This window comes from Demequina sp., assembly GCF_049841215.1.
Taxonomy (GTDB): domain Bacteria; phylum Actinomycetota; class Actinomycetes; order Actinomycetales; family Demequinaceae; genus Demequina.
The window spans coordinates 13,343-27,586 of sequence record NZ_JASGEO010000012.1 but is presented as its reverse complement, the minus strand read 5'-3'; the positions used below and the strand labels follow the sequence as shown (position 1 = coordinate 27,586).

Annotated in this window: 19 protein-coding genes and 3 tRNA genes; 13 read left to right on the top strand and 9 right to left on the bottom strand. The window is 67.2% G+C overall.

Features of this window, described 5'->3' with window-relative positions:
• Positions 1 to 12 precede the first annotated feature (12 nt).
• The 4 genes from QM618_RS05740 to QM618_RS05725 all read right to left on the bottom strand — a co-directional run bounded on the left by QM618_RS05740 (position 13) and on the right by QM618_RS05725 (position 2,325).
• Positions 13 to 606 (bottom strand): hypothetical protein, encoded by a 594-nt coding sequence (locus tag QM618_RS05740; protein ID WP_428095592.1) that lies wholly within the window; start codon positions 604 to 606, stop codon positions 13 to 15.
• Positions 603 to 1,142 carry a Pvc16 family protein gene (locus tag QM618_RS05735; RefSeq protein WP_428095590.1) on the bottom strand — a complete coding sequence of 180 codons (540 nt, stop codon included), beginning with the start codon at positions 1,140 to 1,142 and terminating at the stop codon, positions 603 to 605. Before QM618_RS05735 ends, QM618_RS05740 begins: the two co-directional genes overlap by 4 nt.
• Complete coding sequence (locus tag QM618_RS05730; RefSeq protein WP_428095588.1) at positions 1,139 to 1,351, bottom strand: hypothetical protein; 213 nt, start codon at positions 1,349 to 1,351, stop codon at positions 1,139 to 1,141. The genes QM618_RS05735 and QM618_RS05730 overlap by 4 nt, the downstream gene beginning before the upstream one ends.
• Before the next feature lie 89 nt (positions 1,352 to 1,440).
• The gene (locus tag QM618_RS05725; protein ID WP_428095586.1) at positions 1,441 to 2,325 is read right to left on the bottom strand and encodes an AfsR/SARP family transcriptional regulator; all 885 of its coding nucleotides are present in this window, start codon (positions 2,323 to 2,325) and stop codon (positions 1,441 to 1,443) included.
• A 119-nt stretch (positions 2,326 to 2,444) separates the two neighbouring features.
• Between QM618_RS05725 and QM618_RS05720 the strand changes: the two genes are divergently transcribed.
• Genes QM618_RS05720 through purM form a run of 8 tightly spaced genes read left to right on the top strand, consistent with a single transcriptional unit; the run spans position 2,445 to position 9,444 of the window.
• Positions 2,445 to 2,939 carry a hypothetical protein gene (locus QM618_RS05720; protein WP_428095584.1) on the top strand — a complete coding sequence of 165 codons (495 nt, stop codon included), beginning with the start codon at positions 2,445 to 2,447 and terminating at the stop codon, positions 2,937 to 2,939.
• A gap of 55 nt (positions 2,940 to 2,994) precedes the next feature.
• On the top strand, positions 2,995 to 3,282 hold the full coding sequence (locus tag QM618_RS05715) for a type II toxin-antitoxin system Phd/YefM family antitoxin (RefSeq protein ID WP_428095581.1): 288 nt from the start codon (positions 2,995 to 2,997) through the stop codon (positions 3,280 to 3,282).
• Positions 3,279 to 3,707: a type II toxin-antitoxin system VapC family toxin gene (locus QM618_RS05710; RefSeq protein ID WP_428095579.1), complete on the top strand. Its 429-nt coding sequence runs from the start codon at positions 3,279 to 3,281 to the stop codon at positions 3,705 to 3,707. Before QM618_RS05715 ends, QM618_RS05710 begins: the two co-directional genes overlap by 4 nt.
• A 32-nt stretch (positions 3,708 to 3,739) precedes the next feature.
• The gene (gene purL, locus QM618_RS05705) at positions 3,740 to 6,061 is read left to right on the top strand and encodes a phosphoribosylformylglycinamidine synthase subunit PurL (RefSeq protein ID WP_428095577.1); all 2,322 of its coding nucleotides are present in this window, start codon (positions 3,740 to 3,742) and stop codon (positions 6,059 to 6,061) included.
• A gap of 31 nt (positions 6,062 to 6,092) precedes the next feature.
• A complete protein-coding gene (locus tag QM618_RS05700) occupies positions 6,093 to 6,461 on the top strand; it encodes a sterol carrier family protein (protein ID WP_428095575.1) in 369 nt (122 codons plus the stop codon).
• Between the two features lie 9 nt (positions 6,462 to 6,470).
• On the top strand, positions 6,471 to 6,863 hold the full coding sequence (locus QM618_RS05695) for a hypothetical protein (protein WP_428095573.1): 393 nt from the start codon (positions 6,471 to 6,473) through the stop codon (positions 6,861 to 6,863).
• Complete coding sequence (gene purF, locus QM618_RS05690) at positions 6,860 to 8,338, top strand: amidophosphoribosyltransferase (protein ID WP_428095571.1); 1,479 nt, start codon at positions 6,860 to 6,862, stop codon at positions 8,336 to 8,338. The genes QM618_RS05695 and purF overlap by 4 nt, the downstream gene beginning before the upstream one ends.
• Positions 8,335 to 9,444 (top strand): phosphoribosylformylglycinamidine cyclo-ligase, encoded by a 1,110-nt coding sequence (gene purM / locus QM618_RS05685; RefSeq protein WP_428095569.1) that lies wholly within the window; start codon positions 8,335 to 8,337, stop codon positions 9,442 to 9,444. The genes purF and purM overlap by 4 nt, the downstream gene beginning before the upstream one ends.
• Before the next feature lie 173 nt (positions 9,445 to 9,617).
• Here the strand turns inward: purM and QM618_RS05680 are convergent, their stop codons facing one another.
• Positions 9,618 to 9,806, bottom strand: coding sequence for a DUF3073 family protein (locus QM618_RS05680; RefSeq protein WP_428095567.1), 189 nt, complete (start codon positions 9,804 to 9,806; stop codon positions 9,618 to 9,620).
• Positions 9,807 to 10,008: 202 nt separating this feature from the next.
• On the opposite strand from QM618_RS05680, the gene QM618_RS05675 reads away from it, so the two are divergent.
• The 3 genes from QM618_RS05675 to QM618_RS05665 are packed head-to-tail and all read left to right on the top strand — an operon-like array spanning position 10,009 to position 11,663.
• Positions 10,009 to 10,209: a BldC family transcriptional regulator gene (locus QM618_RS05675; RefSeq protein WP_428095565.1), complete on the top strand. Its 201-nt coding sequence runs from the start codon at positions 10,009 to 10,011 to the stop codon at positions 10,207 to 10,209.
• Between the two features lie 60 nt (positions 10,210 to 10,269).
• Complete coding sequence (locus QM618_RS05670; protein ID WP_428095562.1) at positions 10,270 to 10,752, top strand: methylated-DNA--[protein]-cysteine S-methyltransferase; 483 nt, start codon at positions 10,270 to 10,272, stop codon at positions 10,750 to 10,752.
• Complete coding sequence (locus tag QM618_RS05665) at positions 10,749 to 11,663, top strand: DMT family transporter (protein ID WP_428095560.1); 915 nt, start codon at positions 10,749 to 10,751, stop codon at positions 11,661 to 11,663. The genes QM618_RS05670 and QM618_RS05665 overlap by 4 nt, the downstream gene beginning before the upstream one ends.
• Before the next feature lie 12 nt (positions 11,664 to 11,675).
• On the opposite strand, the gene QM618_RS05660 is transcribed toward QM618_RS05665, so the two are convergent.
• Positions 11,676 to 12,053, bottom strand: a complete 378-nt coding sequence (locus QM618_RS05660) for a phage holin family protein (protein ID WP_428095558.1) — start codon at positions 12,051 to 12,053, stop codon at positions 11,676 to 11,678.
• Positions 12,054 to 12,196: 143 nt separating this feature from the next.
• Here QM618_RS05660 and QM618_RS05655 point away from each other — a divergent pair, with 143 nt between their 5' ends.
• Positions 12,197 to 13,342: an FxLYD domain-containing protein gene (locus tag QM618_RS05655; protein WP_428095556.1), complete on the top strand. Its 1,146-nt coding sequence runs from the start codon at positions 12,197 to 12,199 to the stop codon at positions 13,340 to 13,342.
• Positions 13,343 to 13,399: 57 nt separating this feature from the next.
• On the opposite strand, the gene QM618_RS05650 is transcribed toward QM618_RS05655, so the two are convergent.
• The 3 genes from QM618_RS05650 to QM618_RS05640 form a co-directional block, all read right to left on the bottom strand.
• Positions 13,400 to 13,472, bottom strand: a tRNA-Phe gene (locus tag QM618_RS05650).
• 58 nt (positions 13,473 to 13,530) lie between these two features.
• Positions 13,531 to 13,604: transfer RNA gene (locus QM618_RS05645), tRNA-Asp, on the bottom strand.
• A 58-nt stretch (positions 13,605 to 13,662) separates the two neighbouring features.
• A tRNA-Glu gene (locus QM618_RS05640) sits at positions 13,663 to 13,735 on the bottom strand.
• A 90-nt stretch (positions 13,736 to 13,825) separates the two neighbouring features.
• On the opposite strand from QM618_RS05640, the gene QM618_RS05635 reads away from it, so the two are divergent.
• Entirely contained in the window at positions 13,826 to 14,176 is a 351-nt protein-coding gene (locus QM618_RS05635; protein ID WP_428095554.1) for a metallopeptidase family protein, read from the top strand.
• Positions 14,177 to 14,244: the final 68 nt, after the last annotated feature.

Genomic DNA, 14,244 nt, shown 5'->3' with positions numbered 1-14,244 from the left:
CTCCTTGGCTCGTCAGGTTGGGTCGACCACATGGATGCGGGTCTCGGCGCGCGTGAAGTCAAGCGAGACCTTGCGCACGGTGGTGGCGCCGATCCGCAGATCGGCTGGGGTGAAGGGCGCCCCCCAGGTTCGGGGCGCGCTCGAGTAGACGCCGGGCTTGCCGGCTACTGCGGTGAGGGGGACGTCCGCTCCCGTGCTTGGGTGCACGGTCACCGACTTCCCGACGGCGGGGTTGCCCGTGCCCAGATCCTTGAGGGCCACGGTGAGCACCATGGGCGTTGGGTCCAGGGCCACGTCGATGGGGACCTCGGTTGGCGGGCCGGCGAGTGGAACGCGGATGGTGTGCGCACGGTCAGCTCCTGCGGGAAACACGAGGTGCGCTGCGAGCCCTGCATCGGCCACTGTGACGTCCACGAAGGCGGGCGCCGGTGTGCCAGCCGTGGCGGTGCGCGCTACCACCACCGAGCCAGAGACCACGCGAGCCGACCACCCTGGCGGCCACAGCGTCGGGCCTACCGAAAGTGCCCCGATGGCCGCTCCCGTGGACGCGTGAAGCAGGCGAACGCGGTACTGGAGGCTCGTGGTGGAGGTGGCGATGACGGTCACGGCGCCCCCACGTAATCCACGCGGTGGGTGAGGATGCGCCCCGCGCCTTCGCGCTCGAGGATCGGCACGGGCGCCACGTCCACCTCGTAGAACAGCGCCACCTTGCCCGGCCTGCCGAGCACGCCCCACACCTGGTTGCGCTCATCGTGCGTGGGGCTCAGTAGCCGAATCGCGATTGCGTCCACGGTTCCCTTGAGCGGCGGCACGAGGTCGGCGCCTGTGAGCACCGGAGTGGTGTGGAACGCCTGCACGATGCGGCCAAGGCGGGTCTGTGCCTCGTCGTGAACGCCAAAGTACGTGATGAGGTACGTCAGTTTGAGGCTGAGGGGAGCGCGGACGAGGCCCGCATTTCCCTCCACGAGCGGGCGGTTGATCATGTGCGGGTGGGGCGCCACGGCGATCAGCGCGATCGCCGCCTTGTTGTCCTCCGGAGCGGTGTCGCCCTCCACAAGGGAGTTGATCTGCACCCACGGCGCAAGATCTGGCGTCGCGTCATGGATCACGTCAACGAGCGCCTCAGTCACCTCGAGGATCATGCGTCCCGCTCCCACCTGCGAGGAGTGAGGCCCTCCGCGTCGAGCCGCGCCTCGACGAGGCGCTCAATCTCGGCGAACGACCCCACGTACGTCTCCTCGTCAGTTGCGAGGTCACGCACTCTTGCCCTCACGATGAGGGGAAGCGACTCCACCTCGCGGGGCTCTGCCCACACGTCGAGGAGAAAGCGGTGCTTCCAGGTTTTCACCACCAGGCCGTGACCCTTCTGATTTGGGGTCAGCCTGACTGTGGGCGGTCACGGTGTGGTCACCGCGGCCGCGCCTCGCTATCGCGAAACGGTCACCGCAGCCGCGCCACGTGATCGAGCGCGCGGTCGACGATCTCGCTGAGGCGCGTGATTTCCCTGTGGGCGCGCTCCAGTTCCGCCACGAGAGCGCCGACGCTGGGGTTGCCTTCGCCTGGAGCGCTCGGTTCGCGGCGGCGCAGGGTGGCATAGAGCGCGATGGTCTCGGGCATGGGATCCGCGCCGAGTTCCTCGAGCAGCACCGTGCGGCACCGTTCGAACTGCCGCTCCACGAGGTCGTCCCTGCCCGCGGCTCCGTAGGCCGCCATGACGTGGCGGTGGACGTCCTCGCGCAAGGGCTCCATGGCGAGCGCCATGTCCCCGTACTTGGCGATGGCCCCCAGCTCTTTGCGTGCCCCGTAGTACTGCAGCAAGTGGTCGAGTGCCGTGAGGTACAGGTTCTCGATGCGGGCGCGCTCGGAAAGCACCCACTCGTGGTCGCACGGCTCCACGAGCGTTCCCCTGTGCATCGACACTGCGGCTTCGAGCGCCGAGGCCTGTGCGGGCGTGAGGTCGTGAGCGCGCGTCTCGAGCGTCGGCGTGGTGAGCTGCTCAAACAGGCGCGCATCCAAGGCGACCTCTATCGCCGAGCTCAGCGCCACCCGTCGGCCCGTTGCTTCAGCGACGATTTCCACGCCCGTGCGCGCGCGGACCTCGGTGCGCAATCGCCACACGGCCGTGTTGAGGCGGCGGCGCGCCGTAGGGGCGGAGCAGTCGCTGAACAAATGCGCTGCAGCGATGTCGCGCGCGCGGCCCTCTTTGGGGGCGAGGGCGAGGTAGGCGCACAGCAACGACGCCCCTGGCGAAAGCGCCACGGGACTGTCTCCGCTTAGGAGAGTTGGGGCCCCCAAGAGCCTCAGCGTGAGTTGCGTGGTTTCCACGCCTCCCCCTCACGTGCGTGCGAGTGTCCATCTGTGAAAATAACGCAATTCGGACACCCGCGCTTGGTGACAGCTGCCCCCATTTATGGGGGTGCCGATTGCTGCGTTACCTTGTCACCATGCCAACTCCGCGACGGACTCGCATCCTCGTGTGGTCTCTTGTAGGTCTCATCTTGCTCGGCGCCGCGGTGCTATTCGCCTTCACCGAGCGGCCCGTCACCACCCCGCGCTATCCCGCTGCAGCGTGGGAAGGGCAGGGCGGAACGTACGCCGGAACGCTCGACGCCGACGTGGGCGATTCCCAAATCTGCTGGTACATCCTGAGTTCCACCGGCACGCGAGTTGGCATGGTCCTCCCTGACACGTATCGCGCGTTCAAGCTCTCAGTTGTGCAGCGCGGGACTTCCGGCGCGGCTCCCTTCATCTCAGGGACGTCGCTCTTTGCGGGCGACAAGATTGCGCAGTATCCCGAGCCCGTGGTGGCCGTGGGCAGGCCGGCGGTTGGCGACGGGTGGCTCGCGCAGGCGCGCGCGGAGTGGGATCACTATTGCGATCCGTCCGTGGAAACGGTGATCGTGGTTGAGCCGGGGACTCTGGGGACGCCCGAGGCGTAGTTGAGCCCGGGGGCTCGCAGTTGTACGTTGATGTACAGCGTCGTACAATCCCTGCATGACCACCGTGAGCGCGAGTGATGCTCGCCAGACGCTTCCCGCGCAGCTCGATCGCGTGGAGCGTGGCGAAGAGGTGGCGATCACCAGGCATGGTCGCGTCGTGGCGGTGCTCGTGCGGCCGGATGTGCTTCGCGCGCGACGCGCGAGCGACGTCTGGGACCAGGCCGATCGCGTCGGCTCGCGCCTCGAGGCGGCGCTCGCGGAGTCACTCACGACCGCCGCGATTGGGCCCGGGCGTGCAGAGGTACTTGTCGAGGCCGCGCGCGACGCCCGGCGCCGCGGATGACGAATCGTGTGGCGTTTGACGCGGACGTGCTGATCTACGCTGCCGACCGCGGCCATCCGCTCGGGGCGCCGGTAGCGGCGCTGGTCGCGGAGTCAGCGGAGGCGGACCACACCTGCATCGGATCGCTGCTGCTGCTGCCCGAGGTGCTCGCGAAGCCAATGCGTGACGATCCCGACTCCGACGAGACCACGGCGTTACTGAGCTTGCTCAGTCGCCTCGACCTGCGGTCCATCGACGAGCCCACCGCGAGGCTCGCGCTCGTGCTCGCTTCGAAGTACGGTCTGCGTGCTGCCGACGCGACCCACCTTGCAACGGCGGTGGCGGCAGGCGCCGAGTGGTTCATCACCAACAACCGCAAGGACTTCCCGCAATCCGTCGCGGAGATCGACATCGTCTATCCGGATCACCTGCCCGGGTACGCTTGACCCATTCCGTCACCGCCACCTCTGAGGACCCGATGACCGACGCTTCCGCGCCTTCGCCTTCCGTAGCCAGCCACCTCGACACGGTGGAGCACGCCGCCGCGACCCCAGACCAGGAGCAGCCCTGGGCCGAGCTCGGCCTCAAGGCCGACGAGTACGCGCGCATCCGCGAACTCCTCGGCCGCCGCCCCACCAACGCGGAGCTCGCAATGTACTCCGTGATGTGGTCGGAGCACTGCTCGTACAAGTCGTCCAAGGTGCACCTGCGCCAGTTTGGCGAGAAGACCACCGATGAGATGAAGACGCACCTCATGGTGGGCATCGGCGAGAACGCCGGGGTGGTTGACATCGGCGACGGCTGGGCCGTGACGTTCAAGGTCGAGTCCCACAACCACCCGTCGTACGTGGAGCCGTACCAGGGCGCCGCCACCGGCGTTGGCGGCATCGTGCGCGACATTCTCGCGATGGGCGCGCGCCCCGTGGCCGTGATGGACGAGCTGCGGTTCGGCGACATTGCGCACCCGGACACCGCGCGCGTGGTGCACGGGGTGGTCTCCGGCGTTGGCGGCTACGGCAACTCGCTTGGCCTTCCCAATGTTGGCGGCGGGGCCGCGTTTGATGCCTCGTACCAGGGAAATCCCTTGGTGAACGCCCTGTGCGTTGGCGTCATGAAGCACGAGGACATCCACCTTGCCTCCGCCGCTGGTGTGGGGAACAAGGTGGTGTTGTTTGGTGCGCGCACCGGTGGCGACGGCATCGGCGGAGCGTCCATCCTCGCCTCAGAGACTTTTGAGGACGGCGTCCCTTCCAAACGACCTTCCGTCCAGGTGGGTGACCCTTTCATGGAGAAGGTGCTCATCGAGTGCTGCCTCGAGCTGTTTGCCGCGGACGTTGTACTCGGCATCCAGGACCTTGGCGCGGCCGGTATCTCGTGCGCGACGTCTGAGCTCGCCTCCAACGGCTCCGGCGGCATGCACGTGTGGCTCGACGACGTCCTGCTGCGCGACCCCACCCTCAATGCGGGCGAGATCCTGATGTCCGAGTCTCAAGAGCGCATGATGGCCGTCGTCACCCCCGAGAAGCTCGATGCCTTCCTCGAGATCACCGGCAAGTGGGACGTTGAGACCGCGGTGGTCGGCGAGGTCAACGACTCCGGCCGCCTCACCATCGACCACCATGGCGAGCGCATCGTGGACGTGGACCCGCGCACGGTCGCCCACGACGGCCCCGTGTATGAGCGCCCCTTCGCCCGCCCGGCGTGGATGGACGGCCTGCAGAAGGACACCGCGCGCACGCTCGGGATGCCGGTCGCCGAGGATGACCTCAAGATGGCGTTCCTTGAACTCATGTCCTCGCCCAACCTGTCTTCTCGGGCCTGGATCACCTCCCAGTACGACCGCTACGTGCAGGGCAACACGGCCATGGCGCGGCCCGACACCGTTGGCGTCATCCGCGTGGACGAGTCCACCGGGCGCGGGGTTGCGATTGCGACGCGCTCGAACGACCGCTTCACCAAGTTGGACCCGTACGCGGGCGCGATCGAGAGCCTCGCGCACGCGTACCGCGCCGTCGCGGCCACGGGCGCTACACCTCTCGCCATCACGGACGGCCTCAACTTCGGCTCCCCCGAGGACCCTGACGCCATGTGGCAGTTCGCCGAGGCCATCCGCGGCCTCGCCGACGGCTGCCAAGAGTTGGGCGTCCCCGTCACAGGCGGCAACGTCTCGCTGTACAACGGCACGGGACAGCCTGGCCGCATCGACTCGAGCATTAATCCCACGGCCATCGTGGGCGTGCTCGGCGTCTTCGACGATGTCACCCGCGCGCTGCCCTCTGGTTGGCGCGAGGACGGCCAGCTCATCTACGTGCTCGGCACCACCCGCCCCGAGCTCGACGGATCGCAGTATGCCGCCATCTCCGGTCACCTCGGCGGTCTGCCACCGGTGGCCGACCTTGAGGCCGAACGCGTGCTCGCCGAGGTGCTGGTTTCGGTGAGTCGTGACGGCCTGGCCGACGCTGCGGTCGCCTTGGGTGAGGGCGGCATCGCTGCCGCTCTGGCTCGCGGGGCGCTGCGGTACGGGGTTGGCGCTCGCGTCACCCTGGACGAGCTGGCCGCGCGCGACGGCGTTTCGGTTGTCCAAGCGCTCTTCTCCGAGTCCCAGGCCCGCGCGCTCGTGGTTCTCCCGCGCACTGAGGAGCCGACGTTCCTCGCGATGCTCGAGGCTCGCGGAGTGCCTGCCGTGCGCATCGGCGTGACCGACGCTCAAGGTGACCTGGAAGTTCAGGGCGCGTTTAGCGTCGGGCTGGACGAATTGAAGGCCGCGCACGAGGCGACCCTGCCGAAGCACTTCGCGTAGGCCCGCACCGGCCGCGTGGCACCCTAGAACCATGACCGCCCGCCGCCGCATCCCCGACGTCGAGGGCCGCTCCGCACTCGCCAGCTGGCAGGCCGCTGACGGCCACATCGACCGCGACGTCATCGCCACCGCCGTGCGCTGGAGCCTCGAAGAGCTCAACGCGCGAGCCCCCGGCCAGTCGGTCGAGGTGCGCGTGCCGCCCATCGGCGCCGTTCAGATCCTCGAAGGCACCACGCACCGGCGCGGCACCCCGCCCGCCGTGGTGGAGATGGGTGCGGACACGTTCCTGCGCCTCGTGGTGGGTGACATGCCGTGGCCCGACGCTGTGGCTAAGGGCCTCGTGGTGGCTTCGGGGGAGCGGGCTGACCTGTCTGGGCTGCTCCCACTCGCGAACCCGTAGAATGTCCCCGTGAGCGACGCCCCCCGGTACGAGCCTGCCTCATACGACAGCGCCGACGAGGACGTACCCCCCATGGACGAACTCGACCGCGTGGCCTTCGACGCGGTGGTGCGCAACGCCCCCCGCTTTGGCCGGTTCATCGGCACCGGTGTGGGCATCGGCTTTGTGCTCGGCCTCATCATCGGCCTCGTGCTTCCCAACACCACGAGCGTCGGCAGAGGAACCGTCGCCATGCTCATGGGTGCCGGGTTCGCGATCATCGGGGCCATCGTGTCCGCGTCGATCGTCGTGGGCCTCGACGGCACTCGCCGGGCGCCCACTGAGGAGGGCTTCCCTTGGGAGGCGCCGAGCGAAACTGACACCAGCGTCGGGCAGGACGCTGTGAAAAGGGACAGCGAGTGAGCCGCAGGGGCGACGGCCGCCTGAGCCACGACCTTCTCCCCGGCGAGAAGGGCCCCCAGGACGCGTGCGGCGTGTTCGGCGTCTTTGGGCCCGGCGAGGAAGTCGCCAAGCTTGCCTACTTTGGCCTCTACGCGCTCCAGCACCGTGGCCAAGAGAGCGCCGGAATCGCGGCCAGCAATGGCGAGAACATCCTGGTATTCAAGGACATGGGCCTGGTCTCCCAGGTGTTCGACGAGGGCGCGCTCGAGGCGCTGCAGGGCCACATCGCGGTGGGCCACACGCGCTACTCGACCACCGGCGCGTCCACGTGGGCAAACGCCCAGCCGACGCTGGGGCCCACCAAGCACGGGACCGTCGCCTTGGGCCACAACGGCAACCTGACGAACACTGAACGACTTCTTGAACTCGTGGCGGAGCGCCTGGGAGGCGAGCGCCGCGACACGATGCGCGGCGGCGGCTGCACGGACACCGCGATCCTCACGTCGCTGCTCAGTTGGGACCGCTTCGACACCCTCGAAGAGACCGCGCTTGAACTGCTGCCGCAGGTGCGCGGCGCGTTCTGCTTTGTCTTCATGGACGAGACCACCCTGTACGCGGCGAGGGACGCGAATGGCGTGCGACCGCTCGTGCTTGGCCAGCTGGCGAGTGGCGGCTGGGTGGTGGCCTCCGAGATCCCCGCGCTCGACATCACGGGCGCGCGGTACGTGCGCGAGGTGGAGCCCGGCGAGTTCTTGCGAATCGACGAGACGGGCGTTCACTCGCAGCGCTTCGCCGAGCCGGACCCCAAGGGCTGCATCTTCGAATACGTCTACCTCGCGCGCCCGGACACCTCTATCAATGGGCGCTCTGTGCAGGCATCGCGCCTGGAAATGGGCCGTGCGCTTGCGCGCGAGCATCCGGTAGAGGCGGATCTCGTGATCCCCGTGCCCGAGAGCGGCACTCCGGCGGCTGTTGGTTACGCCCAGGCCTCTGGCATCCCATTCGCGCAGGGACTCACCAAGAACGCGTACGTGGGCCGCACCTTCATTCAGCCGTCGCAGACGCTGCGCCAGTTGGGCATCCGGCTCAAGCTCAATCCTTTGCGCGAGGTCATCGAGGGCAAGCGGCTCATCGTGGTTGACGACTCGATCGTGCGCGGCAACACGCAGCGTGCCATCGTCGCGATGCTGCGGGAGGCGGGAGCCGCAGAGGTGCACGTGCGCATCTCGTCGCCGCCGGTGCAGTGGCCGTGCTTCTACGGCATCGACTTTCCCACGCGCGAGGAACTCGCCGCAGTGGGCCACGCCGTGGACGAGATCCGGGACCAGATTGGCGCTGATTCCCTCGGCTTCATCTCGACCGAGGGCATGGTGACCGCCACCGAGCAGGCCGTGGAGCGGCTGTGCACCGCGTGCTTCACCGGAACGTATCCCATCGAGCCGCCGGTGTCCGCGCGGCACCTGCTGCTGCAGCAGCGCGTGGAGGTTGGCTCGTGAGCGGCACAGAAGGCATCACCTACGCCGACGCTGGGGTCGACATCCACGCAGGCGACAAGGCCGTGGAACTCATGAAGGCCGCCGTTGCGCGTACGCATGGGCCGGAGGTGCTTGGCGGGGTTGGCGCGTTCGCCGGCCTCTTCGACGCGAGCGCGCTCCTTGACTACAAGCGGCCGCTGCTCGCGAGCAGCACGGACGGCGTAGGCACCAAGATCGTCATCGCGCAGGCAATGGGGATTCACGACACCATCGGCAAGGACCTCGTGGCAATGGTGGTCGATGACATCGTCGTGTGCGGCGCAAAGCCCCTGGTCATGACCGACTACATCGCGTGCGGCCGCGTGGTCCCAGAGCGCATCGCCGACATCGTGCGCGGCATCGCGGAGGGCTGCGTGGAGGCGGGCGTTGCGCTCGTCGGAGGCGAGACCGCGGAGCACCCCGGCGTCATGGAGCCAGACGAGTACGACGTCGCGGGTGCCGCCATCGGTGTGGTCGAGGCGGAGAAGGTGCTTGGCCCTGACAAGGTGCAGTCCGGCGATCTGGTGATCGCGATGGCGTCTTCGGGGCTCCACTCGAACGGTTACTCGCTCGTGCGCTCAATTGTCGCCCACCAGGGCTGGACTCTCGAGACCTACGCTCCTGAGCTCACGCGCTCACTCGGCCTCGAGCTACTGGAACCCACGCGCATCTACTCCAAGCTCTGCGTCGATCTAGCCACGAACATCCCTGGTATTCACGCATTCAGCCACGTGACCGGCGGAGGGCTCGCGGCGAACGTTGCTCGCGTCCTCCCCAAGGGCCTCGCGGCAACCGTTGCTCGCGACTCATGGTCGCTGCCCGCGATCTTCGCCTTGCTCCAGGACGCGGGCAAGGTGCCGTGGCATGACCTTGAGTCCACGCTCAACCTTGGCATTGGCATGGTTGCCGTGGTCGCCCCCGGCGATGCTGCCGCGGTGGTCGAGGCGAGCGGCGCGGCCGGAGTTCCCGCGTGGATCATCGGCGAGGTGGCACCGGATGCTGGCCGCCCAACGTCACCGGATGTGGTGCGCGGCGCTAAGGGAGTGGACGGCGGCGCCGTGGTGCTCACTGGTACCTACCAGGTATAGCCAGCCACGCCGTCGGGCCTTCCACCGCGGCACTCCTCCACACAAATGGAGGTGTGGTGCCTAGCCGCGAAACCAAGATGCCTGGTAGATGAGATGGCCTGGTTTCCAGCGGGCCAAATTGTGTGGAGGAGGGCCGCGGCGGGCGCGGCGCGGCTCACGCAGAGCGCGCGATGTCAGTCGTCGTCGTCAGACGCCCAACGGTCCACGTAGGGGTCATCGTTGGGCTCAACACGTGTGGCGGTCTGCTTGGGGGCACCGGAAATCAGCTCGCGCTCAAGGTCACGGAGGTCTCCGCCGTGATTCGTGTACTTCAGCTCGCGAGCGATCTTCGCGTCTTTTGCCTTCTGACGACCGCGCCCCATGTCGCCGTCCCTTCCCGTTGTGCAGGTCCGTGTCCCGGTCCCAACCGGTACTTTACAACGCGCGCTCGGGGGCAAGATACTCCCGCAGATCGGGCAATTGCGGATTTCTGGGTGAAAGCCCGTCATAATCGGCGTGGAGTTGTCTCTCATAGGGGGACAGCGCTCCATGAGGGAGCAGTACCAGATCTGAGGGATATCAATGATGGCTGACACGGCACAGGAGCCGGAGAAGTTGCTCACGCCCAGCGAGGTTGCCGCGATTTTCCGCGTCGACCCCAAGACGGTCACCCGGTGGGCGAAGGTGGGCAAGCTGTCCTCCATCCGCACGCTTGGCGGTCACCGTCGCTTCCGTGAGGCCGAGGTCCAGGCTCTTCTCGCCGACGCGCAGGAGCCCCGCGCGTAGGTGCCGCTTGGGCCTAACCGGCCCTCGCTCCACGTCAGTCCCCGCGCGTAGTGTTGCGGCATGCCGTCCCCACTGCACGCGGGCACCTATTCCACGCCCGTAGGCGACCTTTCCGTGCTCGTTGACCCAGCGTCGGGCAGCGTTGTGTGTTCCCACTTTGGCACCGTTGCCGACGCCGCCCGTGAGGTGGGCGCCAGTTGGGTTGATATGCCCGACGCTAGGGTGGCTGCGGCGCTCGCCTCCTGGGCGTCTGGGGATGGGTCGGCACTTGCCGAGATCCCGGTGTACCAGGCGGGATCTGAGTTGCAGCAAGAGATCTGGGCTGCGGTGCGCGCCATCCCTAGCGGCGAGACTGCGACGTACGGGGAGATCGCGCTTGAGGTGGGCCGGCCGCGCGCAGCCCGCGCCGTTGGCACGGCCTGCGCGCGCAATCTCACTACGCCATTCACTCCGTGCCACCGCGTGGTGAGCGCCAGCGGAATCGGGGGATTTGGGGGAGCGACCTCGCTCAAGCGACGGATGCTTGAACTGGAGATGCGATGAACGCCCCCACGAAGTCCTGGCTGCCTGCCTTCATTATCTGCGCGCTGTTCTGGGGCTCAAGCTTTCTGTTCATCCACGAGGCCATCAAGTCGTTCACGGCGTCGCAGGTGGCGTTCGGGCGGGTGGTCGTTGGTGCGCTCGTGCTCGGCGGCATGCTGCTCGCGCAGCGACGCCGGCCTCGGTTCTCGTGGCGGGAGATCGGCTCCGTTGCCCTCGTGGCGCTGCTGCTGTCCGTGGTGCCGTTCATCCTCATCCCCATCGCGCAGGAGCACATCACCTCGATCCTTGCGAGCCTGCTGAACGCGACCACGCCGTTGTGGACCGCGCTGTTCGTGGCGCTGTTGATTCCCACGGAGAAGGCCAGCCGCCTCCAGGTGGTTGGGCTTGTCATTGGCGCGTTCGGAATTGCGGTGCTGCTGGGCGCGTGGAACGTGAGCGATCTACCGATGCTTGGTGCGGTGCTGATGCTTGCCGCCACTGCGTGTTACGGCCTCGGCTCCACCATGTCCCGGCTCTTCCTCAGTTCCGTTAAGGAGACTCCCACGGGGCTAAGTGCCGCCCAGATGGGGCTCTCCGCGATCATGCTCGCGCCCGTGGCTTTGGTGACCGCCCCCAGCGATCCGCCCACCTTGCACGGGAGTGCCGTGTGGGCGCTGCTTGCCCTTGGGCTCTTCGGCACGAGCTTCGCGTACGTGCTCTTCTACCAAGTGGTGCGCGTGGCGGGCGCTACTACGGCGGCGTCCACCACCTACGTGGTACCGATCGTTGCGACCTTCCTGGGCATCATCGTGCTCAAGGAGCACCTCCACTGGTACGAGCCGGTGGGCGCGGTCGTCGTGCTCGGCGGGGTGTGGCTCGCGCAACGCAAGCCAAAGGTGCTCGAGGTGGAGGCTAAGGCCGCCCACGCATAGCGCGTCGGGGGCTTACGGCAGCGCGCCCTTGATGTTCTCGATGGCGCGGTGCGGCACCAGATCCTTGTTCTTGCGGATCTTCACCATGCCCCAGATGCCAAAGAGCAGCACCCACAGCAGCAGCGCTCCCGCAACCACAAGAGCGGCGGCCCACGCGGGCATGATCGTGGCGAGGCCAAGCACGGCCGCGGTCAGCAGGATCGCGATCATGAAGAAGCCAAGGAACGCGGCCACGGCCAGCATGACGGCGCCCGCGCGAAGTTCCCTGAGCTTGACCTGCATCTCCACCTTGGCGATCGCGTATTCGGTCTGAATGCGCGCCACGAGCGGCCCCAACAGGGACGCGAAGAGCGCGTTGAACACGGACTTGAGGATGCCGGTCATTGACATGAGAAACTCCTTGGTGGCCTACACCTAGTGAAACCTCTATCGGCATGCGAGCGCAAACGCGTGAGTTCGGCAGGGGTCGACTTGGTCACTGGCCGGCACCGCAGCATGGCCCAAAGGCGGCCTCTTCTGGCACTCTATGAGCCATGTCGCAGACTCCCGGGGAGCCCGAGTACTACCAGCCGCCGAGCCAAGCCACACCCACCCCACCGCCTCCGCCGTCTATCTCCGACGCCGCGCAGCAGTGGGGCCAGGCCCAGGACGGCAGTGGTGCAGAGATCCCCGAGCAGTACGCGCCGCCCGCTCCCGGGCCCGCGGGGTACGTGCAGGCGGGCTATCCGCAGCAGTACGCGCAGCCCGGTTACGCGCAGCCCGGTTACGCGCAGCAGTACGGCTACGCGCCACCTCCCGGCGCCCCCAAGGCGCCCCAGGGGCTCGCAATCACGGCGCTCGTGCTTGGCATCGTCGCATTCGTGACGGGGTGGGCGCCGGTGTTCGGCACCATCATCGGGGTGCTTGCCGTGCTCTTCGGAGTGATCGCGCTCGCCAAGAAGCAGTCCAAGGGCATGGCGCTCACGGGCCTCGTGCTGGGCTTCATCGGCGCAGTCGCTTCGGTGTTGATGCTGATTTTCGTGCTCAGGAGCGCGGACAACTTCGCCGACGAGTACGAAGACTGGTCCACCTACCCTCCCACCACCGAGGACCAGACGGCGCTGCCCGTGACCCCTGACGGCACGAGTGTGAGCGTCACCGAGACCGCCTTCGGCACGTTCGACTACGACGACGCGTCCACGTGGTACGTGGTGATTCTGGACAACGAGAGCGGCGTGAGCTACGGCCCCACCGACCTGACGGTGGAGGCGCTCGACGCCTCGGGCAACGTCATCGACTCGAGCTGGACCTACGCCACGCTTCCCACGGGCTCCATCGCGCTCACGGGCAGCTTCTGGAAGGCGGACCCCGCAGAGATCGCGTCGCTCAACGTCGTTGGGCCTGCAGAGAACGACTTCCAGGAGTGGGACCTCGCTGGCAGCGCCACGGTGGAGGGACTCACCGCGCAAGACGATGACTACTGGACCACCGTGAGCGGCACGTTCGTCTCCGACCTCGATCAGGACGTGATTGGGCCGCAGGTCAACGTAGTGGCGCGCGACGCGAGCGGCCAGATCATTGGATCCGCCACGGCGTGGCTCGAGACGGTCAGCCCTGGGGGCTCGCAAGACTTCGACGCGATGTTCTACTCGCTGATGCCTGAGAGCACGCAATACGAGGCGTATTGGACGTCCTACTAGGGAGAATCCCACCGGATATGGAAGAAGCCCCTGGCGATGGACCAGGGGCTTCGAGAGTGGCTCCGACGGGCGTCGATCCCGTGACCTCACGATTTTCAGTCGTGCGCTCTACCAACTGAGCTACAGAGCCTCAAGCGGACTACGCCGCTGACACGAAAGCCCCTTACGAATAAGGGGCCCGCGTACCGCGACCCTGACGGGACTTGAACCCGCGACCTCCGCCGTGACAGGGCGGCGCGCTAACCGACTGCGCTACAGGGCCATTGCTCTAAATGAGCAAGAGCAAGTGTAGACCATCCTGAGACGGTCAACGAACTCCGTACCCCCAACGGGATTCGAACCCGTGCTACCGCCGTGAAAGGGCGGCGTCCTAGGCCGCTAGACGATGAGGGCGACGCGGTGGCAAGCCACCGGGACCCGCCAATAGTACCGGCGACAGGGCAGGATTACCCAACCCCGCCGTCGGGCCGTGAGAATAGACACATGGTGGAGCTCTCCCGCGAGGACTTTGAGGCGGCCGTAGACGACGCGCTGGAGGCCATTCCAGACGAGCTGCTCGACCTCGTAGACAACGTGGTGATCCTCGTGGAGGAGGAGCCTGACGGGCCTGACAAGGACCTGCTTGGGCTCTACGACGGCATCGCCCTCACCGAGCGCGGCGTGTATGGATTTGGCGAACTGCCTGACCGAATCTTCATCTACCGCGGCCCCACACTGCGCATGTGCGAGACCGCGGACGAGGTGCGGCGCGAGGTGGCGATCACGGTGGTGCATGAGATCGCGCATCACTTTGGGATCGACGATGATCGCCTCCACGAACTGGGCTGGGACTGAATCACCTCTCCACACACGACGAATACCTGTCCACACAAGGTGGGCCCGTTCCGCTTCGCGGGTGCCAT

Excerpts from the sequence above, each read along its gene's own strand:
- QM618_RS05700 (WP_428095575.1), top strand. The coding sequence starts at position 6,093 with ATGACCGCCCGCCGCCGCATCCCCGACGTCGAGGGCCGCTCCGCACTC.
- QM618_RS05670 (WP_428095562.1), top strand. The coding sequence starts at position 10,270 with ATGCCGTCCCCACTGCACGCGGGCACCTATTCCACGCCCGTAGGCGAC.
- purL (WP_428095577.1), top strand. The coding sequence starts at position 3,740 with ATGACCGACGCTTCCGCGCCTTCGCCTTCCGTAGCCAGCCACCTCGAC.
- QM618_RS05655 (WP_428095556.1), top strand. The coding sequence starts at position 12,197 with ATGTCGCAGACTCCCGGGGAGCCCGAGTACTACCAGCCGCCGAGCCAA.
- QM618_RS05665 (WP_428095560.1), top strand. The coding sequence starts at position 10,749 with ATGAACGCCCCCACGAAGTCCTGGCTGCCTGCCTTCATTATCTGCGCG.
- QM618_RS05735 (WP_428095590.1), bottom strand. The coding sequence starts at position 1,142 with ATGATCCTCGAGGTGACTGAGGCGCTCGTTGACGTGATCCATGACGCG.
- QM618_RS05680 (WP_428095567.1), bottom strand. The coding sequence starts at position 9,806 with ATGGGGCGCGGTCGTCAGAAGGCAAAAGACGCGAAGATCGCTCGCGAG.
- QM618_RS05715 (WP_428095581.1), top strand. The coding sequence starts at position 2,995 with ATGACCACCGTGAGCGCGAGTGATGCTCGCCAGACGCTTCCCGCGCAG.
- QM618_RS05635 (WP_428095554.1), top strand. The coding sequence starts at position 13,826 with ATGGTGGAGCTCTCCCGCGAGGACTTTGAGGCGGCCGTAGACGACGCG.
- QM618_RS05720 (WP_428095584.1), top strand. The coding sequence starts at position 2,445 with ATGCCAACTCCGCGACGGACTCGCATCCTCGTGTGGTCTCTTGTAGGT.
- QM618_RS05660 (WP_428095558.1), bottom strand. The coding sequence starts at position 12,053 with ATGTCAATGACCGGCATCCTCAAGTCCGTGTTCAACGCGCTCTTCGCG.
- QM618_RS05675 (WP_428095565.1), top strand. The coding sequence starts at position 10,009 with ATGGCTGACACGGCACAGGAGCCGGAGAAGTTGCTCACGCCCAGCGAG.
- QM618_RS05710 (WP_428095579.1), top strand. The coding sequence starts at position 3,279 with ATGACGAATCGTGTGGCGTTTGACGCGGACGTGCTGATCTACGCTGCC.